The following is an 18771-nucleotide window of genomic DNA, read 5'->3' as shown; positions in this document are numbered from 1 at the left end:
GCGGTCCTTCACTCCCCTGGAGGCAGTCATGCATCGCTTGATTCTCCCGACCCTCGCCGTCCTCGCCCTGTCCATCGCGGGCGGCGCCCACGCCGAAGAAGGCGCCATGCGGGTCAAAGTCGGTGACCTCAACGTCCACACGGACGCCGGGGCCCGCACCGCCTTCAAGCGCATCAACAACGCCGTCCGCGACTTCTGCGGGCCGCTGCAAGGCTACTCGCCCGGCTATCCGGCCGAGGTCCGCGCCTGCCGCAAGGAGATGACCGACAAGGCGGTCGCGAAGCTCGACGCGCCGCTGGTCACCGCCCTCTACACGCCGGCCGCCACGACCCAGCTGGCGCGGCGCTGAACCGACAGCCCACGGTTCGCACCGCTGTGATAGCCTCCGCCCCTCTGGAGCGGAGGCTATCGCTGTGTCCGATAGCATCGATGGCGTGGAAGCGGTGCTGGCCGGGCTGGGCCGCAGCCCCGTGCTGGCTCGGTTCTCGGCGCCCGGCCTTGAGCGCCTGGCGAGGTCCGGCGGCTGGCGGCCGCTCGCCGCCGGCGAGATGCTGTTCCAGGCAGGCGATCCCGGTGATGCGGTCTATCTGGTCGTCGAAGGCGAGGTCGAAGTACGCACCACCACCGGCGGCGGCCGCGACGTTCGGCTGATTTCGCTGGGACCTGGCGACCTGGTCGGCGAGATGGCCGCCCTCGACGGCGGCCCGCGCTCGGCCGACGTCGCCGCCCTGCGCCGCTCGCGGTTGTGGCGCATTTCGCGCGACGCCATGCTCGCGGCCCTCGAGGCCGAGCCGAAAGCAGCCGTTGCGCTGGTGATCGCGCTCAGCGCCCGACTGCGCGCCGCCGACGCGGCGATCAGCGACCAGGCCGTGCTCGACCTCGGCGGCCGTCTCGCCCGCCTGCTGTTGGCCGAGCAAGCGGCGAGCGGGATCGTCGCCCTGACCCAGACCGAGATCAGCCGCCGCCTCGGCTACTCACGCGAAAAGGTGAACCGCAAACTGCACGAGTGGGTCCGCGAGAGCTGGGTCGATCTCGCGCCCGCCGGAGTTCGTGTGCTGGCCGCCGAACGGCTGCAGGCCCTGATCGGGCATCGGTTGGGGACCTGAATCCCAGCACGCTCGGTGGTGCGGTATGGTCGCGGCCAACCTGGCGCCGCCGACGGCGCTCGCGCGGCGCCGTTCCCAAGCTGTGAGGGACGCTCTGCATGCCTGCGCTCCAGACCGCGATGTCCAAGCTTAACGCCTCGTTCGGCCCGGACGAGATCGGCAAGTTCGCCGCCGCCAACGCCAGGTCCTTCGCCCCTGGCGGCAAGATCGAGGCCGGCCTGCTGACCCCGCCCGGCACGGTCCTGCACCGCGCGCTGGGGACCTATCTCGACACCCTACCCGGCGCGTTCCACGAGACCCTGCGCGGGATCCTGCACTATGCGCTCAGCGCCGAGCCGCCGATCCCGGTGACCTTCGCCTGGGCCCCGGGCTACGACTTCGAACTGAACATCTGGCAGGCGCCGGACGCACCCGAAACTCGGGGCGGGATAACCGTGCTGATCAAGAGCCGCTATCCGGCCGACAAGCACCCGCTGCACCGCTGACGGTCAGTAGGCGCGTTCGTCCTCGTCGCCGCCCAGGAACGCCAGGCGCACGCCTTCACGTAGGTGCCGCTCGTCCTCGGGATTGGCGTAGGTGACCAGCCGCGGCGCCTCGGCCCGCGCCCGTTCGCGCACGTCCAATGGATAGGCGGAGCGCGCGTCCTCGAAGCGGCCTAGCCGCGCCAGTCCCGCCGCCAGGATCGCGGCGGCGCGGGAGTCGTTCAGGCGCACCGCCGACTGGGCGTGCCGCACGGCCTCGTCGTAGTTGCGCGCCTGGTAGTGGGCAAGGGCCAGCAGCTGCAGCATCGGGGCGATCTGCGGGTCGTAGGGGCTGAGCCGCAGGCTGCGCTCGATCGGCCCCACCGCCTGCGCGGGTTGTCCAGAATAGATCAGCACCTGCCCCAACCTGAAGTGCCCGAAGGCGAAGTTCGGGTTCAGCGACAGCGCCCGCTGCGCCTGCTCCAGCGCCTCGTCATGCCGCCCCAGATAGAGCGCCGCCCCTGCGCCGGCGAAGTAGCCGTAGGCGTCGCGCGGATCGAGCGCCACCGCCCGCCGCGCCGCCGCCCGCGCTTCCTCCAGATCGGCGACAGGCTGCTCGGACCAGCCGTAGATCGCCCCGCCGTAGAGCATCCGCGCCAGGCCGACATAGCCCAGGGCCAGCACCGGATCGCGGGCGATCGACTGGCGAAACAGCCCCAAGGCCTGGTGATAGTCAGGCTCGCTCATCCGGTTGAAGTGCCACATGCCGCGCTGGAAGCAGTCGAGCGCGCTGAGATCGGCCAGGCTCTTGCGGGCGATGCGCGCAGCCTCGGTGTCCAGCATCGCCGGCTCGATGGCCGCCACCACATGCTCGGTGATCTCGTCCTGCAGGGCGAACAGGTCGGCCATGTTGCGATCCAGGGCGTCGGCCCAGATCTGCTGCGCGCTGGCCGACTCGATCAGCCGCACATTGACCCGCACTCGTTCGCCGGCTCGCCGGACGCTGCCCTCCAGCACGTAGCGGACGCCGAGGTCGCGGCCCACCTGCCGGGCGTCGACGCTGCGGCCCTTGTAGGTGAAGCTGGTGTTGCGATCGATGACGAAGAACCAGCGCCAGCGCGACAACGCGGTGACCACGTCGTCAGTGACCGCGTCAGCGAAGTAGTCGTTCTCTGCTTCCGCGCCGAAGTACTGGAAGGGCAGCACAACCATCGAGGGCTTGTCCGGCAGCGCCAGACCGGACGTCGGGGCGGTCTCCGCCTCGCCGTCCAGCAGCACCCGGTAGACCCGCACCGGCCGTGTCATGTTCTTCAAGCTCTGTTCGCCGACGTCGTCGAACCCAACGTCGACGCGGCCCTGCGCGTCCTCCTGCACCCGCGCCGAGACCCAGATGCCGCCCGGCTCGGCTAGACCTTCCAGACGGGCGGCGACATTGACCCCGTCGCCCAGGATATCGTCGCCGTCGATCACCACGTCGGCGGCGTTCACGCCGACCCGAAACCGAATCTGCTCGTCCTCCGGCACGCCGTCGTTGAGGCTCGCCATGCCGCGTTGGATCTGGATAGCGCAGTTCAGCGCCTCGATGACGCTGTCGAACGCCGCCAACAGGCCGTCGCCCGCCGTTTTGATGATCCGGCCCCGGCGCGCGGCGATCGTCGGCTCGATCAGTTCGTGCAGGTGACCGGCGAAGCGCGCGAGGGTCGCCTCCTCGTCGGCCTCGACCAGACGGCTGTAGCCGACGACGTCGGCGGCGAGGATCGCGGTCAGCCGACGCTCCATGGGTCCGGCCAAATCTCCTCCATGGCCCGCCCCGACGCCATGGCGACTATAGCAAAACACCGCGGCCCCAAACGCCCTGATCGGCGATCGCGATGCAGAATCATCGGCTTAGCTGCAAATGCGACCAATCCGGACGCTCGGTCGACCAGCAGGGAGCGGTTTTGGCAGCTTTGCTGCTAACCTCCCGCGATCGAACCCGAGGGCAGCGATGTTCAAGACCGACGTATCGCGACAGGCCGCATGGCTGACGCTCGGCATCTGGCTGTTGTCCGGCTCGCTGGCCTCGATGATCGCCACGATCGTCGGCGTACGGATGACCCCGGCCCTGATCGGCACCGCAATAGCCATCAACCTGGTCGGGCTCCTCTGCTCGGTGTTGCTCTACCGGGTTTCCGTGCACGTCCGCGACAAGAGCGCCTTCCAGCGCATCGCTTTGATGGCCGCCGCGGTCGTGTTCCTGGCGGCGGTTCTGTCCGGCTCGGACATGCTGATCATGGACGTCTCCAACACCGCCAAGCAGTGGTCGCCCAACCGCACCCTGTGGATGCGCTTCGCCAACAACGCCGGCGGTTTCTTCTGGATTCTGGGCGCGCTTGGCGCGATCTACACGACGCTTCAGGCCAACCACATGGTGCGCGAGCGCGAGCGCCAACTCGCCGACGCCCGCACCGCCGCCAGCGAGGCGAACGCCGCCGCCAGCGCCGCCCGCCTGGCCGCCCTGCGCTACCAACTCAACCCGCACTTCCTGTTCAACACGCTCAACGCCGTCTCCTCCGCCGTCATCACCGGCCGCAACGACGAGGCCGAGAGCATGCTGTCGAAGCTGGCCGACTTCCTGCGCGTCACCCTGGTCGCCGACCCCGAGGCGATGATCTCGCTCGACGACGAGATGGCCACGCTGCAGGCCTATCTGGAGATCGAGAGCGTCCGCTTCCGCGAACGGCTGGCTCTGGAGTTCGTCTGCCCCGACGACCTGCGCACGGCCCTTGTCCCGTCCTTCCTGCTGCAGCCGCTGATCGAGAACGCCATCAAGCACGCCGTCTCCCCGACCAGCGCCACCGTCACCATCCGCCTGGAGGCGACCCGCGATGGCGGCGACCTCGTGGTCCTGGTTCAGGACGACGGCGACGGCTCCCATGGCGGCGAGGTTCGCCCCGGCGCCGGTGTCGGGCTCAGCAACGTGCGCCAGCGGCTGGAGGCGCTCTACGGCTCGCGCGGCGTGCTGCAGGCCGCGCCGCTGGCGCGCGGGTTCCTCGCCATGGTGCGGCTGCCGCTGCAGCGCGCCGCCGCCGTCACTCCCATCCGATCGAAAGCCGCCGCCTGATGCGTCTCCTGCTCGTCGACGACGAACCCGCCGCCCTCGAGCGGCTTTCGGCCCTGCTGACCCAGGTCAGCGACGTCGAAGTCGTGGGCCAGGCCCGCAATGGCCGCGAGGCCGCGGAGGCGGTCGAGGCGCTGAAGCCGGACCTCGTGCTGCTCGATATCCAGATGCCCGAGCGCAGCGGCCTGGACGTCGCCGCCGGCCTGCCGCTGGAGGAGCGGCCGGAGATCGTCTTCGTCACCGCCTTCGAGCTCTACGCCGCCGACGCCTTCGAGGTCGAAGCCGCCGACTACCTGCTCAAGCCCGTCCGCTTCGACCGCCTGCGCCAGGCGATCGAGCGCGCCCGCCGCCGCCGCGCCCTGCGCGCGGCGGCCGCCCGCGCCGAGGAGGCCGCAGCATCGCCGGCCGACGAGGATCCCGACGGCTTCTGGGTTCAGGTCCGGACCGGCTACGTGCGCGTGCCGCTGGGCGAGATCGACTGGATCGAAGCGGCCAAGGACTACGTGCTGCTGCACACCGCCACCCGCAGCCACATCCACCGCGCCACCATGACCGCGCTCGAGCGCAAGATGCCGCCGGCCGAGATGATCCGCGTGCACCGCTCGGCCTTCGTGCGGCCGGCCAAGGTCAAGGAGGTCAAGCGCCTGGGCAAGGGGCTGATCTCGCTGGTGCTGGAGGACGGCGTGAACGTCGCCGTCGGCCCCTCCTACGTCAACGCCGTCACCGAGCGTCTCGCCCTCTACCAGGACTGAAGCGCGCAAACGAAAACGCCGCCCTGGGGGAAGGGCGGCGCTCGCTGCAGGTCGGCCTCGGTGGTCAGCCGAAGGCCAGTCTCCGCCGACGGCTGCGGATCGCGGTCCCGGCCAGGCCGAACCCCGTGATCATCATCGCCCAGGTCGCCGGCTCCGGCACCGCGCTCGGCATCGTCCCGGTGACGAGCAGGTTGTCGAACTGGACCCCGCGTTGGTATGCGGCGTAGTCGCTGGCGAACTGGAAGCGGATGTCGACCACCTGGCCCGCGAGCGCGCTCAGGTCGTAGACCGCCCGTCCCGACTGGTCGCCGGAAAAGCCTTTGCCGCCCATCAGCGTCGCCGCCCGGCCCGACAGATTGTAGAACTGGTCGGTCGCGGCCGGGGTCAGCATCGCGCCCGGCCCGAACACACCGGTGGTCGAGAACGCAACATTGAAGGCGTCGTACCCCCACTCGCTGACGATGTCATAGTCAAAGGCCAGAAGCGCATCGGTCGCCTTCGTGAGGTCCAGCCGCACCTGGTAGAACGAGTACTCATTGTTCGTGTAGGCCCCGGCCTGGTGGCCCACCGTCCCGCCGCCCATGCTGAACTTTCCGCCCAGGCTCTCGTTGGCCCCAAGCCCGTCATTGAAGTTCTGCGAGAAGATCGTCGCGGCCTCAGCCGCCCCGGTCATCAAGGCGCTCGCGGCCACCGCCGCCAGCAGTATGCTTGTCTTCATCAGAAGCCCTCGTTGAGCGCCGCGACGGTCGCGGCCCCTTTCCAGCGACTGCTCTGGGCCCCGCGCGTGGAGGCGTCAGCGCGGCTGCGCCCAAACCCGACGGCCTGACGCCTCGCGCGACCAAACACGACGCACAGTCGACCAATCCTGGGCGACGTTCACCTCTGGTTTTATATCTGGTCGATGTCGGGAACGGGCGTCCTGCCCCGTCCTTAGGGAGAACGAGACACACCCATGCGCTACGCCATCCTTTGCTACAACGACGAAGCCGTGACCTCCGCCTGGAGCAAGGAGGAGGACGACGCGGTCATGGAACGGCTGGAAGTGGTCCAGGAGCGGCTGCGCCAGGAGGGCAAGCTCGGCCCGGCCATCCGCCTTCTGCCCACCACCTCGGCCACCACCCTGCGCAAGGCGCAGAACCTCGTGGTGGACGGTCCGTTCGCCGAGACCAAGGAACAGTTGCTCGGCTTCTACATCGTCGACGTTGAAACCCTGGAGGACGGTCTGCAGATCGCCCGCGAGCTCGCCGTGGCCAATCCCGGCGGCGCCTACGAGCTGCGTCCGATCGCCCTCTTCCTGCCCGGAATCGAGATGACGTGACCACCGACCCCGCCTGGATCGACGCCGCCCTGACCTCCGCCCGCCCGCAGGCGGTCAGCGCCCTGCTGCGCTACTTCCGCGACCTCGACCTGGCCGAAGAGGCTTTCCAGGACGCCTGCCTGCGGGCGCTGAAGTCCTGGCCCGAGAAGGGGCCGCCCCGCGACCCTGCGGCCTGGCTGATCCTGGTTGGGCGCAACAGCGGCATCGACGCCACCCGCAAGCGCGCCCGGCTCCAGTCCCTGCCCTCTGAGGAAGTCCTGTCCGATCTCGACGACGTCGAGGCGCCGCTCGCCGAGCGCCTCGACGGATCGGACTATCGCGACGACATCCTGCGGCTGCTGTTCATCTGCTGCCATCCGGACCTGCCGGCCGTACAGCAGGTGGCTGTCGCCCTGCGCATCGTAAGCGGCCTCTCGGTCAAGCAGATCGCCCGCGCCTTCCTGGTCAGCGAGGCGGCGATGGAACAACGCATCACCCGGGCCAAGGCCAAGATCGGCCAGGCCGACGTCGCCTTCGAAGCCCCAGGCCCCGTCGAGCGGGCCGAGCGCCTGGCCGCCGTGGCCGCCGTCATCTACCTCATCTTCAATGAGGGCTATTCCTCGACCGTCGCGGAGGCCGACGCCCGCGCGCCCTTCGCAGAGGAAGCCATCCGCCTCGCCCGCCTGCTGCTGCGCCTGTTCCAGACCGAGCCGGAGATCATGGGCCTGGCCGCGCTGATGCTGCTGCAGCACTCGCGCGCCGCCGCCCGCTTCGACGCCGACGGTCAGATCGTCCTGCTCGACGACCAGGACCGCAGCCTGTGGAACAGAACCCTGATCGCCGAGGGCCTGGCCCTGATCGACAAGGCCGTGCGCCACGCGAGCCCCGGGCCCTACCAGGTCCAGGCGGCCATCGCCGCCCTCCATGCCCGCGCCGTCACCGCCGCCGACACCGACTGGCCGCAGATCGACCGGCTCTACGCGACGCTCGAGCACATGAGCCCTTCGCCCGTCGTCACCCTCAACCGCTCGGTCGCAGTCTCCAAGACGCAGGGGCCGGAGGCGGCGCTGGCGATGATCAACCCGCTCGCCAGCCAGCTCGACAGCTATTTCTACTTCCACGGCGCCCGCGGCAGCTTCCTCAAGCAGCTCGGCCGCAATGACGAGGCCCGCAACGCTTTCGACCGCGCCATCGCGCTCGCCAACAGCGGCCCGGAAGCGGCCCACATCCGCCAGCACCTCGACAGCCTGGCCGGCGAGGCCGGCTGAACATTTTTCGCCGCCGCGCTGTCGGAACGGGCTAACCTCGTTCGTCCTTGGATCAGACGCCCCTCACAAGGGGTCAGCCAGGAAGGAAGCCGCCATGTCCGTCACCGCGACCATGGAAACCACCGCCGGCGAACTCGCCGCGATCGACATGCCGCCGATGACCGGCGTCACTCCGCACCTCAACGTCGTCGGCGCCAGCGAGGCTTCGACGTTCTATCAGAAGGCCTTCGGGGCCCGCGAAACCTTCCGGCTGCCGGCCGACGACGGCCAGCGGCTGATGCACTGCGCGCTCGTGATCAACGGCGGCAACTTGATGATCTGCGACTGCTTCCCGGAGATGGGCCACGGCTTCGAACACCAGCCGTCCAGCTCCTTCACCATGCACCTCCAGGTCGACGACATCGACGCCTGGTTCCAGCGCGCGGTCGACGCCGGCGCCCAGGTGCTGCAGCCGATCGAGGACATGTTCTGGGGCGACCGCTACGCGCGCCTGCTCGATCCTTACGGCGTCCACTGGGCGCTCGGCCAGACCAAGACCAACTAGAGAAGGAGCCGCCATGCTCGCCGCGCTCATCGGCGCCCTGATCCTCGCGTTGCTGGCTCTCATCGCCTACGTCGCGAACCATCCGTCCGACTTCCGGCTCGAGCGCTCGACCACCGTCCGCGCCGCGCCGGAAAAGCTGTACGACCTGATCTCGGACTTCCACCGCTGGACCGCCTGGTCGCCCTTCGAAGGCATCGACGCCGACCTCAAGCGCACCTACGGCGGGGCCGATCGCGGCGTCGGGGCGACCTACGGCTGGGAAGGCAGGAAAACAGGCGTCGGCAGCATGGCGATCACCGAGGCGGTCGCATTCTCGCGGGTGCTCATCGACCTCACCTTCGTCAAGCCTTTCCACGCGCACAACAAGGCCGAGTTCACCCTCGAACCGGACGGCGATGCGACCAAGGTCACCTGGGCGATGTCCGGCCATAGCGGCTTCTTCACCAAGCTGATCGACGTCTTCCTCCCGATGGAGAAGATGGTCGGACCGCAGTTCGAACAGGGGCTCGCCAAGCTCAAGGCGGTCGCCGAGCAAGGCTGACCGCCGCTCAAAGGATCAACTGCCATGACTTCCCTCGATCCAGCGGCGCGCACGCCTGCGCCTGCCGTCTCCAAAGTCCTGATCTGGGCCGGCTGGAGCCTCACGGGCCTCGCCACCCTGTTCATGACCTTCGACATCGCTATCAAGCTCGTAGATCTCCAGATCGTCCGCGACACCCTGGTCCAGCTCGGCTACCCACCGGAACTTGGCCGCACGATCGGCGTGGTCGAGCTGATCTGTCTGGCGCTCTACCTCAACCCGCGCACCGCCGTGCTCGGCGCGGTGCTGTTCACCGGCGTGATGGGCGGTGCGATCGCCACCCACATGCGGGTCGGCGACCCGCTGTTCAGCCACGTCCTGTTCGGCGTCTATCTCGGCGCTACGCTATGGGGCGGCCTGTGGCTGCGCGACACCCGCCTGCGCGCGCTCTTCCCCGTTCGTCTCTGAGCAGGAGCCCGGTCATGTCCGAGAAGGTCGACGCCTACCTCGCCGCCCTGCCTGACTGGCAGGCCGCCGCCGCCCGAACCGTCCGCACTGAGGCGCATGCCGCGGGCCTCGCCGAAGAGTTTAAGTGGGGCCACCCCATGTGGTCGTCGGCCCACGGCGCTGTGTGCCTGATCAAGAGCTTCAAGGCACATCTGAACCTCGCCTTCTGGCGGGGCGCCCAAATGAGGGAGCTCGACCCCCGGCTTGCGCCCAGCGGCGGCTTCCAGATGGCGACGATCAAGCTCACCGATCCGGTCGAGCTGAGCCCCGGCCAAGTCCGCGGCCTGATCGAGACGGGCGCCGCGCTCAACGCCCAGCTCGGCGACCCGATGAAGGCGCAGGCCTAGTCGGCGTTCGACAGCGTGTCTCGGCGGCGACCGGGCCCCCGCCGAGACGAACGTCCTAGAACTCCTCCCAGCCGTCAGCCGCCGGCTCCAGCTTGCGGGCCGTCGCCGCGCCCGAGGCGGCGATCCCCATCGGCGCTGCCGCCCACCGCTGCGGCGTCTGCACCGCCGGAGCTGCGCCGCCCAATTCGAACTGCGCCATCGAGCGGCCCAGTTCGGACGCCTGCTGGGCCAGCGCATGGCTGGCGGCCGTGGACTGCTCGACCATCGCCGCGTTCTGCTGGGTCATCTGGTCCATGTCGTTGATGGCGGTGTTGACCTGACCCAGACCGACGGCCTGCTCCTGCGCCGACGCCGCGATCTCCGTCACCAGGTCGGTGATCTTGGCGACCTCGCCGACGATGCGCCGCAACGCCTCGCCGGTCTTGCCGACCAGTTCGACTCCCGAACTCACCTGGGCGGTCGAGGCGGTGATCAGCGCCTTGATCTCCTTGGCCGCCTCGGCCGAGCGCTGGGCTAGGGCCCGAACTTCCGAGGCGACGACCGCGAAACCGCGCCCCGCCTCGCCTGCCCGGGCCGCTTCGACCCCGGCGTTCAAGGCCAGCAGGTTGGTCTGGAACGCAATCTCGTCGATGACCCCGACGATCTGGCTGATCTGCGTGGCCGAGGCTTCGATCTTGCCCATCGCCGAGATGGCGTCCGACACCACCGCCCCCGACTGCTCGGCGTCGCCGCGGGCGGCGTTGACGACGCTCTGCGCCTCCTTCGCCCCCTCGGCCGTTTTCTTGACCGTGGCGGTGATTTCGTCGAGCGCGGCAGCGGTCTCCTCAAGGTTGGCCGCCTGCCGCTCGGTGCGGCGCGACAGATCGTCGGCGGCCGAGGTGATCTCCCCGGTGCCCGACTGGATGGCGCTCGCTGCGGACGATACGCCCTCCATCACCTCCTGCAGCCGGCCGATGGCCGCGTTGAAGTCGGCCTGCAGCCGCAGGTACTCTTCGGGAAACTCTCCGTCGATGCGATAGGTCAGATCGCCCTTGGCCAGTCGCGAAAGAGCCTTGGCTGTGGCCTCTACCGCGAACACCTGCCGCTCGCGCGCCGCCGCACTTTCGGAGTCGCGCTTCTGATGCTCCAGCTCGGTGGCGGTGATATCGGTGGCGAACTTGATCACCTTGTAGAGGCGGCCCGACTTGTCGAACATCGGGTTGTAGGTGGCCTGCAGCCAGATCTGGCGACCGCCTTTGGCGACACGAAGAAACTTGTCGGACAGGAACTCGCCGCGGTTCAGGCCGCGCCAGAACTCACGATAGTCCTCGCTCGCCCCGTACTCGGGTGTGACGAACAGGCTGTGCTTGCGCCCCACCACCTCGGCGGGAGTGTAACCCATCGCGTTGTAGAAGTTGTCGTTGGCCTTGATGATCGTGCCGTCGAGTTCAAACTCGATGACGGCTTGAGACTTATGCACTGCACCCATGATCGCCTCGAGTTCGGCGACCGCAGTGGTCGCCGCTTCGTCGGCGGGCGTCCTTCTCTTGAACATCATGTCTCTGCTCCCCGCAGTGCGGCGGCACGACCCGCCCCACCCTATGAGGGTCGCCCTCGCACGGTAAACGAAACCGTAAAGCAGAATGACGAAATTATACGTATTTTCCGCAACTTACGTCCGCCCACCTGCGATAAGGTTGAGCTTCTAACCCCGCTATGGCCAAGCCTCTGCCGGCCTGCGACGCATGGGCTCTTTCCCTGGGACGCGGCTGCGGCCATGCTCGCTTCAACAAACAAGTCGGGGAGAAAAGACACTCATGGCAGCCACAGATGCAGGCGCCGCCGCGCCTCCCCGCCAGCCGCTATTCTCCGAGAGCTACAAGCAGTCCGTGCTCTGGCTGCTGGTCCTCGCCTACACCTTCAATTTCATCGACCGCACGATCATTTCGACGATCGGTCAGGCGATCAAAGTCGACCTGAAGCTGACCGACACCCAGCTCGGTCTGCTTGGCGGCCTGGCATTCGCGCTGCTCTACACGACCCTCGGCATCCCGATCGCCCGCATCGCCGAGCGCCATAGCCGGGTCAACATCATCACCATCGCCATTGTCATCTGGTCAGGCTTCACCGCGCTCTGCGGGTTGGCCACCAGCTTCTTCCAGCTGTTGCTGTTCCGAGTCGGGGTGGGGGTCGGCGAGGCCGGCCTCTCGCCGCCCGCCCACTCGCTGATCTCGGACTACTTCGAACCCAAGAAGCGCGCCTCGGCGCTGTCGATCTATTCGTTCGGCATTCCGCTGGGCACCATGTTCGGCGCCGTCGCCGGCGGCTGGATCGCCCAGAACCTCGACTGGCGCATGGCTTTCATGCTGGTCGGCCTGCCCGGCGTCATCGTCGCCATCCTGCTCAAGGTCTTCGTCAAGGAGCCGCCGCGCGGCTACTCCGACCGCCTGGTCGCCCAGCAGGCCGCTGACGCGCCGGCCCTGGAGGGCGACGAGACCGCCCCGGCCGTCCACGCCAAGCCGCCCTCTATCCTCGCCGTAGCCAAGCGCATCTTCGGCAAGTGGGGCTTCTTCCACATGGTGGCCGGCATCACGCTCGCCTCCTTCGCCGGCTACGGCACCGGCCAGTACTCGGCCCCCTACTTCATCCGCATGTTCGGCCTGGACCTGGCCACCGTCGGGCTGATCTTCGGCGTGATCGGCGGCGTCGCGGCCGGCATCGGCACCCTGCTCGGCGGTTTCCTCACCGACTGGGCGGCCAAGAAGTCCGGCCGCTGGTACGCCCTGGTCCCAGCCATCGGCCTGCTGATCGCCTGCCCGCTCTACATACTCGTCTACACCCGCGACGATTGGAAGCTCGCCGCCGGCCTGCTGCTGATCCCGGGGATCTTCCACTACACCTATCTCGGCCCGACCTTCGGGGTGATCCAGAACGCCGTCAGCCTGCGGATGCGCGCCACCGCCACGGCGCTTTTGTTCTTCGTGCTGAACCTGATCGCGCTCGGCTTCGGCCCGCCCTTCTGCGGCTGGGTCATCGACATGCTGAGCCAGGCACACTTCGCGGCCAAGGACCTCGGTCCGTTCTTCGACCTGTGCCCCGGCGGCGTGGGCAAGGAAGGCGCCGGCGCGATGATCGACGCCGCCTGCAAGGCGGCCGTCGCTCAAGGCACCCGGGACGGCATCGTCTGGAACCTGCTGATCTACGGCTGGGCCGGCCTGCATTACCTGTTGGCGGCGATCACCCTGCCCAAGGACATGGCCGACGCCCTCGCCAAGACCGAGGCCGAAGCGGCGGCCGGCGTCTGATCGTGCAGGGCGGCGGCGAGGTGAGCTTCACTGGCCGCCCCCTCCGCCTTCCTGCGCGGATGACCGACGACGTGGTGCTGCTCGACGGACACGTCCTCGCCGACGCCGAGGCGCATTTGGCCGGCGAGGACGCCGAGATGCTGCGCCGCTTCGAGGCCCCGCACGCGGCCACCCTCGACCAGACCCGCGCGGCGATTGAACGCTGGATCGCCGCGCGCGCCGCCGGCGGCCCGATGATCGCCTACGCCGTGCGCGCCGCGGGCGAACTGGTCGGCGGCTGCGAGCTGCGGCTGGCCGGCCCCGATAGCATCAATGTATCCTATTGGGTGTTCCCAGCCTTCCGGGGCCAGGGCTATGCCCGCCGTGCTCTGACCCTGCTCTGCCAGGCGGTCGCCGGGCTGGACGACGTCAGCTGGGTCGAGGTCCACATCGACCCCGATAACCTTGCCTCACGCCGCGTGGCCGAGGCGGCCGGCTTCGTCGAGACCGGCGTGGTCCGAGACCCGACCGCCTCCGGCGAGACCGCGCGTCGCCTGCTCTACACCCTGGCGCTGACGCCTGAGGTCGGCCGCTACGCCGGCCAGCGCCCGGCGCCGCCGTCCTGAACCAGCATCCCGGTCAGGGTGCGGTCGGCGCGGAACTGGTCGAGGGTGATGAAGAGAATGTTCACGCCACCACACTGAACGCTGCACGCGTCGAGGGGAAGCGGCCTAGCCTGGCGCCCAGGGTTGCGCTTACCCTCGCCCCCGCATGACTCTCTCCGATCTCAGTCCGCTTCCCCTCACCACCGTCGTTGGAGCCTTTCTCCTGGCTTTCCCGGCGCTGTTCTCGATCGTCAATCCGGTGGGCGCGGCGATCACCTTTCACCAGGTCACCGAGGGGCGTTCGGACCGGCACGAGCTGGCCTGGCGCATCGCCTTCAACGCCCTGCTGATCCTGCTGGGGTCGCTTCTACTGGGCGGCTACATCCTGAACTTCTTCGGGGTCAGCCTCGGCGCCCTGCGGGTCGCCGGCGGGCTGGTCGTCGCCATCCGCGCCTGGCAATTGCTGATGCAGCCCGAGGCCCAGGAAAGCCGCAAGGCCAACGCCGCCGCCTCGGCCGAGCAGCACGTGCAGGAGGACGTCGCCTTCTTCCCGCTGACCATGCCCTTCACCACCGGACCGGGCGCGATCTCGGTGGCTATCGCGCTCGCCTCGCAACGGCCGGCCGACGGCCAGGGCGTGCTCTCGTTCTTCGCCGGGGTCAGCATCGCCGCGGTATTGGTCGCCCTGCTGGTCGGCGTCTCCTACCGCTGGTCCAGCAAGGTCCTGTCGCTGCTGGGCGCGTCCGGCGCGCGGGTGATGTCGCGGCTGGTGGCCTTCCTGCTGCTTTGCGTCGGCGTCCAGATCATCTCCAGCGGCCTGGAAAGCCTGGTCACCTCGTACCTCCAGGCCGCAACGTAGAGCCCCCGCACGTTGCGATTTCGGCTGGGTGGGGCTAACACCCGCCGCGAAGGAGCCCCGCCATGATCCCCCGTTACGCCCGCCCGGAAGCCGCCGCCATCTGGGACCCGCAGACGCGGTTCAAGATCATGTTCGAGATCGAGGCCCACGCCGCCGACAAGATGGCCGAGTTGGGCGTGATCCCGAAGCAGGCCGCCGAGACCATCTGGGCCAAGGGCCGCGACGCGATCTTCGACGTCGAACGCATCGACGCCATCGAGCGTGAAGTGAAGCACGACGTCATCGCCTTCCTGACCCACGTCACCGAGATCGTCGGCCCGGAAGCCCGCTTCCTGCACCAGGGCATGACCTCCTCGGACGTCAACGACACCGCCCTGGCCGTCCAGCTCAGCCGCGCCACCGACCTGCTGATCGAGGACGTCGATCTGGTTCTGGCCGCGCTGCAGAAGCGCGCCTTCGAGCACAAGCTGACCCCGACCGTCGGCCGCAGCCACGGCATCCACGCCGAGCCGACGACCTTCGGCCTCAAGCTCGCCGGCCACTACGCCGAGTTCGTGCGCGCCAAGGAACGCCTGGCGATGGCCAAGTTCGAGATCGCCACCTGCGCGATCTCCGGCGCCGTGGGCACCTTCGCCAACGTCTCGCCCGAGGTCGAAGCTCACGTGGCCGAGAAGATGGGCTTGGCCGTCGAGCCGGTCTCCACCCAGGTGATCCCGCGCGACCGCCACGCCGCCTACTTCGCGGCGCTGGGCGTCGTCGCCAGCTCGGTCGAGCGCCTCGCCGTCGAGATCCGCCACCTGCAGCGGACCGAAGTGCTTGAAGCCGAAGAGTTCTTCGACGTCGGCCAAAAAGGCTCGTCGGCGATGCCGCACAAGCGCAACCCGATCCTGACCGAAAACCTGACCGGCCTCGCCCGCCTGGTCCGCTCGGCCGTCGTGCCCGCGATGGAAAACGTCGCCCTCTGGCACGAGCGCGACATCAGCCACTCCTCGGTCGAGCGCGGCATCGCCCCGGACACCACCATTCACCTCGACTTCGCCCTGCGCCGGCTGGCGGGCGTCGTCGACCGCCTGCTGATCTACCCGCAGAACATGCTGAAGAACCTCGACCGCCTCGGCGGCCTGGTCCACTCCCAGCGCGTGCTGCTGGCCCTGACCCAGAAGGACATCAGCCGCGAGGGCGCCTACGCCGCGGTCCAGCGCAACGCCATGAAGGTGTGGCGTGGCGAAGGCAATTTCCTCGACTTCCTCAAGGCCGACCCGGAAGTGATCCTGTCGGACGAAGAGCTCTCGGAGCTGTTCGACAACGGCTACCACTTCAAGAACGTCGACACCGTCTTCGCCCGTGTGTTCGGCGAAGACGCCATGAAGGCCGCGGCGGAGTAGTTCCGTCGCGCGCTAAGTCAGGCTAGAGATCGGTCATGATCACCACCTCTCGTGGTCGGCGGCGCTTCTGGCTCCGCCGCACCCAAGGTCCGACCTGCAGCGTATGACGTCCCTGAGCTGATCAGGCGACGCCCCACGACCGTGCGGCGTCATGGGGCGGCTCGGCCGCCAGCGACACATACGAGATCCCATCGATGACCGATCACACCACCGCCTGGGCGCAACGCTTCAGTGAGCGCATGTCCCGCGTCCGCGCCAACGAGATCCGCGAGCTGCTCAAGCTGCTCGACCAGCCCGACATCCTCTCCTTCGCCGGCGGCATTCCCGACCCGGGCCTGTTCCCGTCCGAGCGCATCCAGGCCAGCTACCAGGCCGTCCTGTCCGACCCGGAGCTTTCCCAGCAGGCGCTGCAGTACTCGGTCAGCGAGGGCTATCTGCCGCTGCGCGAGTGGCTGGCCGAGCGGATGGGCGCGCACGGCGTCGCCTGCGGCCCCGAGAACATCATGCTGACCGCGGGCTCGCAGCAGGCGCTCGACCTGCTGGGCAAGCTGTTCCTGACCCGCGGCGACACCGTGGTCGTCGCCCGCCCGACCTATCTCGGCGCCCTGCAGGCCTTCACGGCCTATGAGCCGCACTATCTCGACCTGCCCGACGGCGCCCTGGACGGCGACTGCGACGCCGAGGCGCTGATGGCCGGCCGCGCGGAGCGACCGCTCGGCTATTTCGTCCCCGACTACGCCAACCCCACCGGCGAGAGCATGACCACCGCCCAGCGCCGGGCGCTGTTGGAGCTGGCCGACGCCACGGACATGACGCTGATCGAGGACGCCGCCTACCGCGAGTTGCGGTTCGCCGGCGAGGCGCTGCCCAGCCTGCTCGCCCTCGACATCGCCCGCTCGGGCTCGATCGAGCAGGCCCGGACGCTATACTGCGGCACCTTCTCGAAAACGATATCGCCGGCCCTGCGGCTGGGCTGGGTCTGCGGCCCCAAGGCGGTGATCGAGAAGCTGGTGCTGCTCAAGCAGGGCAGCGACCTGCACGTCTCGACGATCAACCAGATGGTCGGCTGGCGCACGGTCACCGAGGACTACGAGCAGCACCTCTCGCGCCTGCGCAACGCCTATGGCGCCAAGGCCCAGGCCACGCTGGACGCGCTGGACCGTCATATGCCGCAGGGCGTGAGCTGGTCCAAGCCGCAGGGCGGCATGTTCGTCTGGCTCCGCCTGCCCGAGGGGATCGACGGCAAGGACTTGCTGGCCCGCGCTATCGCCGAGGAGCGCGTGGCCTTCGTGCCCGGCGCGCCGTTCTTCGCCGAGAGCGCAGCCGACAACACCATCCGGCTCAGCTACTCGCTGCCGACCGCGGCCGAGATCGACGACGGCATGGCGCGCCTCGCCCGGCTGATCGCCCGCCAGATCTAGAAGGGAAGGCTCCCCCGCGCGAGGGAGCCCTCGTCTTACCTAGACGCGCTCGACGATGATCGCCGGGGCCATGCCGCCGGCGGCGCACATGGTCACCAGACCCCGCTTCAAGTCGCGGCGTTCCAGTTCGTCGAGGATGGTGCCGATCAGGATCGAGCCGGTGGCGCCGATCGGATGGCCCAGCGCCATTGCGCCGCCGTTCACGTTGACCTTCTCACGGTCGAGATTCAGGTCGCGGATGAACTTCTCGGCCACCACCGCGAAGGCTTCGTTGATCTCGAACAGGTCGATGTCGTCGATGGTCAGGCCGGCCTTGGCCAGCACCTTCTGCGCCGCCGGCACCGGAGCGTTGAGCATCAGGGTGGGGCTGTCGCCCATATTGGCCATGGCGACAACGCGGCCGCGCGCCTTCAGACCGTTTTTGGCGGCATAGGCCGGCGAGGCGAGCAACACGGCGGCCGCGCCGTCGACGACGCCCGACGAGTTGCCTGCATGGTGCACGTGCGTGATCTTCAGGTCCGGATAGACTTGGCGGATCAGGTCGCCATAGGTGGTCCCCTTGTCGTCGACCGCCACGTTGGCGATCATTTCGAACGACGCCTTCAGGCTCGAAAGGCCTTCGAGCGTCGTCTGCGGACGTGGGAACTCCTCACGGTCCAGGGCCAGCGAGCCGTCTTCGCGATAGACCGGAACCAGCGACTTGTCGAAGCGGCCCTCCTTGATGGCGACGTCGGCGCGCTGCTGGCTAAGCAGCGCCAGTTCGTCCAGCGCCAGGCGGTTGATGCCTTCCAGCGTGGCGATGGCGTCAGCGCAGACGCCCTGCTGGCTCTGCGGATGGCGTGCGCGCAGGCGCAGGTTGCCGCCGTCCATCATCGGCGGGGTCGAAGGATCGCCTGTCGAGGAGGTGTAAGACATCATTTCGGTGCCGCCGGCGATCACGAGATCTTCCATGCCCGACATGATCTGCGCCGCGGCCAGGTTCACGGCGGTGATGCCCGAACCGCAGAACCGGTCGAGGGTCATGCCGCTGGCCTTGACGTCATAGCCGGCGTCGAGCGCAGCCATCCGGCCAAGGTCGCCGCCTTGCTTGCCGCGCTGGCTGGAGGTGCCCCAGATGATGTCGTCCACTTCGCCGGTCTTCAGGTTGTTGCGCTCGGCCAGGGCCTTCAGCACCGTCGCAGCCAGATGCTGTGGGTGAAAGTCGGCCAGCGCGCCTTTGCCGACCTTGCCGATGCCGCGCGGGGTGCGGCAGGCGTCGATGATCAGGGCCTCGGGCATTATCGTGTTCCTTCCTGGTGCCTCCGGCGCGCGCCGGATTGTTTGGCGGACAGTCGCC

20 protein-coding genes and 1 pseudogene are annotated in these 18771 nt (G+C 68.6%); 16 read left to right on the top strand and 5 right to left on the bottom strand.

Translation table 11 applies throughout. From position 1 onward, the window contains the following. The first annotated feature begins 28 nt into the window (after positions 1-28). The 3 genes from GGQ61_RS13680 to GGQ61_RS13670 all read left to right on the top strand — a co-directional run bounded on the left by GGQ61_RS13680 (position 29) and on the right by GGQ61_RS13670 (position 1591). The gene (locus GGQ61_RS13680; RefSeq protein ID WP_183773648.1) at positions 29-349 is read left to right on the top strand and encodes a UrcA family protein; all 321 of its coding nucleotides are present in this window, start codon (positions 29-31) and stop codon (positions 347-349) included. A 64-nt stretch (positions 350-413) separates the two neighbouring features. After that, positions 414-1106, top strand: coding sequence for a cyclic nucleotide-binding domain-containing protein (locus tag GGQ61_RS13675; protein WP_183773646.1), 693 nt, complete (start codon positions 414-416; stop codon positions 1104-1106). 98 nt (positions 1107-1204) lie between these two features. Next, a complete protein-coding gene (locus GGQ61_RS13670) occupies positions 1205-1591 on the top strand; it encodes a hypothetical protein (protein ID WP_183773644.1) in 387 nt (128 codons plus the stop codon). A gap of 3 nt (positions 1592-1594) precedes the next feature. On the opposite strand, the gene GGQ61_RS13665 is transcribed toward GGQ61_RS13670, so the two are convergent. Beyond that, the gene (locus GGQ61_RS13665) at positions 1595-3358 is read right to left on the bottom strand and encodes an adenylate/guanylate cyclase domain-containing protein (protein WP_183773642.1); all 1764 of its coding nucleotides are present in this window, start codon (positions 3356-3358) and stop codon (positions 1595-1597) included. Between the two features lie 196 nt (positions 3359-3554). On the opposite strand from GGQ61_RS13665, the gene GGQ61_RS22480 reads away from it, so the two are divergent. Together GGQ61_RS22480 and GGQ61_RS13655 are read left to right on the top strand one after the other, a co-directional pair. Then, positions 3555-4670, top strand: a complete 1116-nt coding sequence (locus GGQ61_RS22480) for a sensor histidine kinase (RefSeq protein WP_183773640.1) — start codon at positions 3555-3557, stop codon at positions 4668-4670. Next, positions 4670-5419 (top strand): LytR/AlgR family response regulator transcription factor, encoded by a 750-nt coding sequence (locus GGQ61_RS13655; protein ID WP_183773638.1) that lies wholly within the window; start codon positions 4670-4672, stop codon positions 5417-5419. The genes GGQ61_RS22480 and GGQ61_RS13655 overlap by 1 nt, the downstream gene beginning before the upstream one ends. Before the next feature lie 64 nt (positions 5420-5483). Here the strand turns inward: GGQ61_RS13655 and GGQ61_RS13650 are convergent, their stop codons facing one another. Then, on the bottom strand, positions 5484-6137 hold the full coding sequence (locus GGQ61_RS13650; RefSeq protein WP_183773636.1) for a PEPxxWA-CTERM sorting domain-containing protein: 654 nt from the start codon (positions 6135-6137) through the stop codon (positions 5484-5486). A gap of 234 nt (positions 6138-6371) precedes the next feature. Here GGQ61_RS13650 and GGQ61_RS13645 point away from each other — a divergent pair, with 234 nt between their 5' ends. The 4 genes from GGQ61_RS13645 to GGQ61_RS13630 all read left to right on the top strand — a co-directional run bounded on the left by GGQ61_RS13645 (position 6372) and on the right by GGQ61_RS13630 (position 9069). Further along, positions 6372-6737 carry a YciI family protein gene (locus GGQ61_RS13645; RefSeq protein WP_183773634.1) on the top strand — a complete coding sequence of 122 codons (366 nt, stop codon included), beginning with the start codon at positions 6372-6374 and terminating at the stop codon, positions 6735-6737. Then, positions 6734-7984: a sigma-70 family RNA polymerase sigma factor gene (locus GGQ61_RS13640; RefSeq protein WP_183773632.1), complete on the top strand. Its 1251-nt coding sequence runs from the start codon at positions 6734-6736 to the stop codon at positions 7982-7984. The genes GGQ61_RS13645 and GGQ61_RS13640 overlap by 4 nt, the downstream gene beginning before the upstream one ends. Before the next feature lie 94 nt (positions 7985-8078). Continuing rightward, positions 8079-8528 (top strand): VOC family protein, encoded by a 450-nt coding sequence (locus tag GGQ61_RS13635; RefSeq protein WP_246370843.1) that lies wholly within the window; start codon positions 8079-8081, stop codon positions 8526-8528. Positions 8529-8541: 13 nt separating this feature from the next. Beyond that, positions 8542-9069: an SRPBCC family protein gene (locus GGQ61_RS13630; protein WP_183773630.1), complete on the top strand. Its 528-nt coding sequence runs from the start codon at positions 8542-8544 to the stop codon at positions 9067-9069. Here the strand turns inward: GGQ61_RS13630 and GGQ61_RS22715 are convergent. Continuing rightward, a pseudogene (locus tag GGQ61_RS22715) lies at positions 9051-9194 on the bottom strand (hypothetical protein); the annotation flags it as partial. The gene GGQ61_RS13630 and the pseudogene GGQ61_RS22715 overlap by 19 nt on opposite strands. Between GGQ61_RS22715 and GGQ61_RS13625 the strand changes: the two are divergent. After that, positions 9148-9516 (top strand): DoxX family protein, encoded by a 369-nt coding sequence (locus tag GGQ61_RS13625; protein ID WP_425501009.1) that lies wholly within the window; start codon positions 9148-9150, stop codon positions 9514-9516. The pseudogene GGQ61_RS22715 and the gene GGQ61_RS13625 overlap by 47 nt on opposite strands. Before the next feature lie 14 nt (positions 9517-9530). Beyond that, the gene (locus GGQ61_RS13620) at positions 9531-9902 is read left to right on the top strand and encodes a DUF1801 domain-containing protein (protein WP_183773626.1); all 372 of its coding nucleotides are present in this window, start codon (positions 9531-9533) and stop codon (positions 9900-9902) included. A gap of 55 nt (positions 9903-9957) precedes the next feature. On the opposite strand, the gene GGQ61_RS13615 is transcribed toward GGQ61_RS13620, so the two are convergent. Further along, entirely contained in the window at positions 9958-11439 is a 1482-nt protein-coding gene (locus GGQ61_RS13615; protein ID WP_183773624.1) for a methyl-accepting chemotaxis protein, read from the bottom strand. A 259-nt stretch (positions 11440-11698) separates the two neighbouring features. Between GGQ61_RS13615 and GGQ61_RS13610 the strand changes: the two genes are divergently transcribed. From GGQ61_RS13610 to GGQ61_RS13590, 5 genes are all read left to right on the top strand, one after another. Then, the gene (locus GGQ61_RS13610) at positions 11699-13186 is read left to right on the top strand and encodes a spinster family MFS transporter (RefSeq protein ID WP_183773623.1); all 1488 of its coding nucleotides are present in this window, start codon (positions 11699-11701) and stop codon (positions 13184-13186) included. Between the two features lie 59 nt (positions 13187-13245). Next, positions 13246-13791 carry a GNAT family N-acetyltransferase gene (locus GGQ61_RS13605; RefSeq protein ID WP_183773621.1) on the top strand — a complete coding sequence of 182 codons (546 nt, stop codon included), beginning with the start codon at positions 13246-13248 and terminating at the stop codon, positions 13789-13791. Between the two features lie 145 nt (positions 13792-13936). Then, the gene (locus tag GGQ61_RS13600; RefSeq protein ID WP_183773619.1) at positions 13937-14629 is read left to right on the top strand and encodes a MarC family protein; all 693 of its coding nucleotides are present in this window, start codon (positions 13937-13939) and stop codon (positions 14627-14629) included. 62 nt (positions 14630-14691) lie between these two features. Next, on the top strand, positions 14692-16014 hold the full coding sequence (gene purB, locus GGQ61_RS13595; protein WP_183773617.1) for an adenylosuccinate lyase: 1323 nt from the start codon (positions 14692-14694) through the stop codon (positions 16012-16014). Positions 16015-16208: 194 nt separating this feature from the next. Then, positions 16209-17435: an aminotransferase-like domain-containing protein gene (locus GGQ61_RS13590; RefSeq protein ID WP_183773615.1), complete on the top strand. Its 1227-nt coding sequence runs from the start codon at positions 16209-16211 to the stop codon at positions 17433-17435. A gap of 39 nt (positions 17436-17474) precedes the next feature. Here the strand turns inward: GGQ61_RS13590 and GGQ61_RS13585 are convergent, their stop codons facing one another. Further along, complete coding sequence (locus GGQ61_RS13585; RefSeq protein WP_183773613.1) at positions 17475-18713, bottom strand: acetyl-CoA C-acetyltransferase; 1239 nt, start codon at positions 18711-18713, stop codon at positions 17475-17477. Positions 18714-18771 lie beyond the last annotated feature (58 nt).

The sequence above is a fragment of the Phenylobacterium haematophilum genome, from assembly GCF_014196295.1.
Taxonomy (GTDB): domain Bacteria; phylum Pseudomonadota; class Alphaproteobacteria; order Caulobacterales; family Caulobacteraceae; genus Phenylobacterium; species Phenylobacterium haematophilum.
Note: the sequence above shows the minus strand (reverse complement) of the source record. Positions and strands in the feature narration are given on the sequence as shown.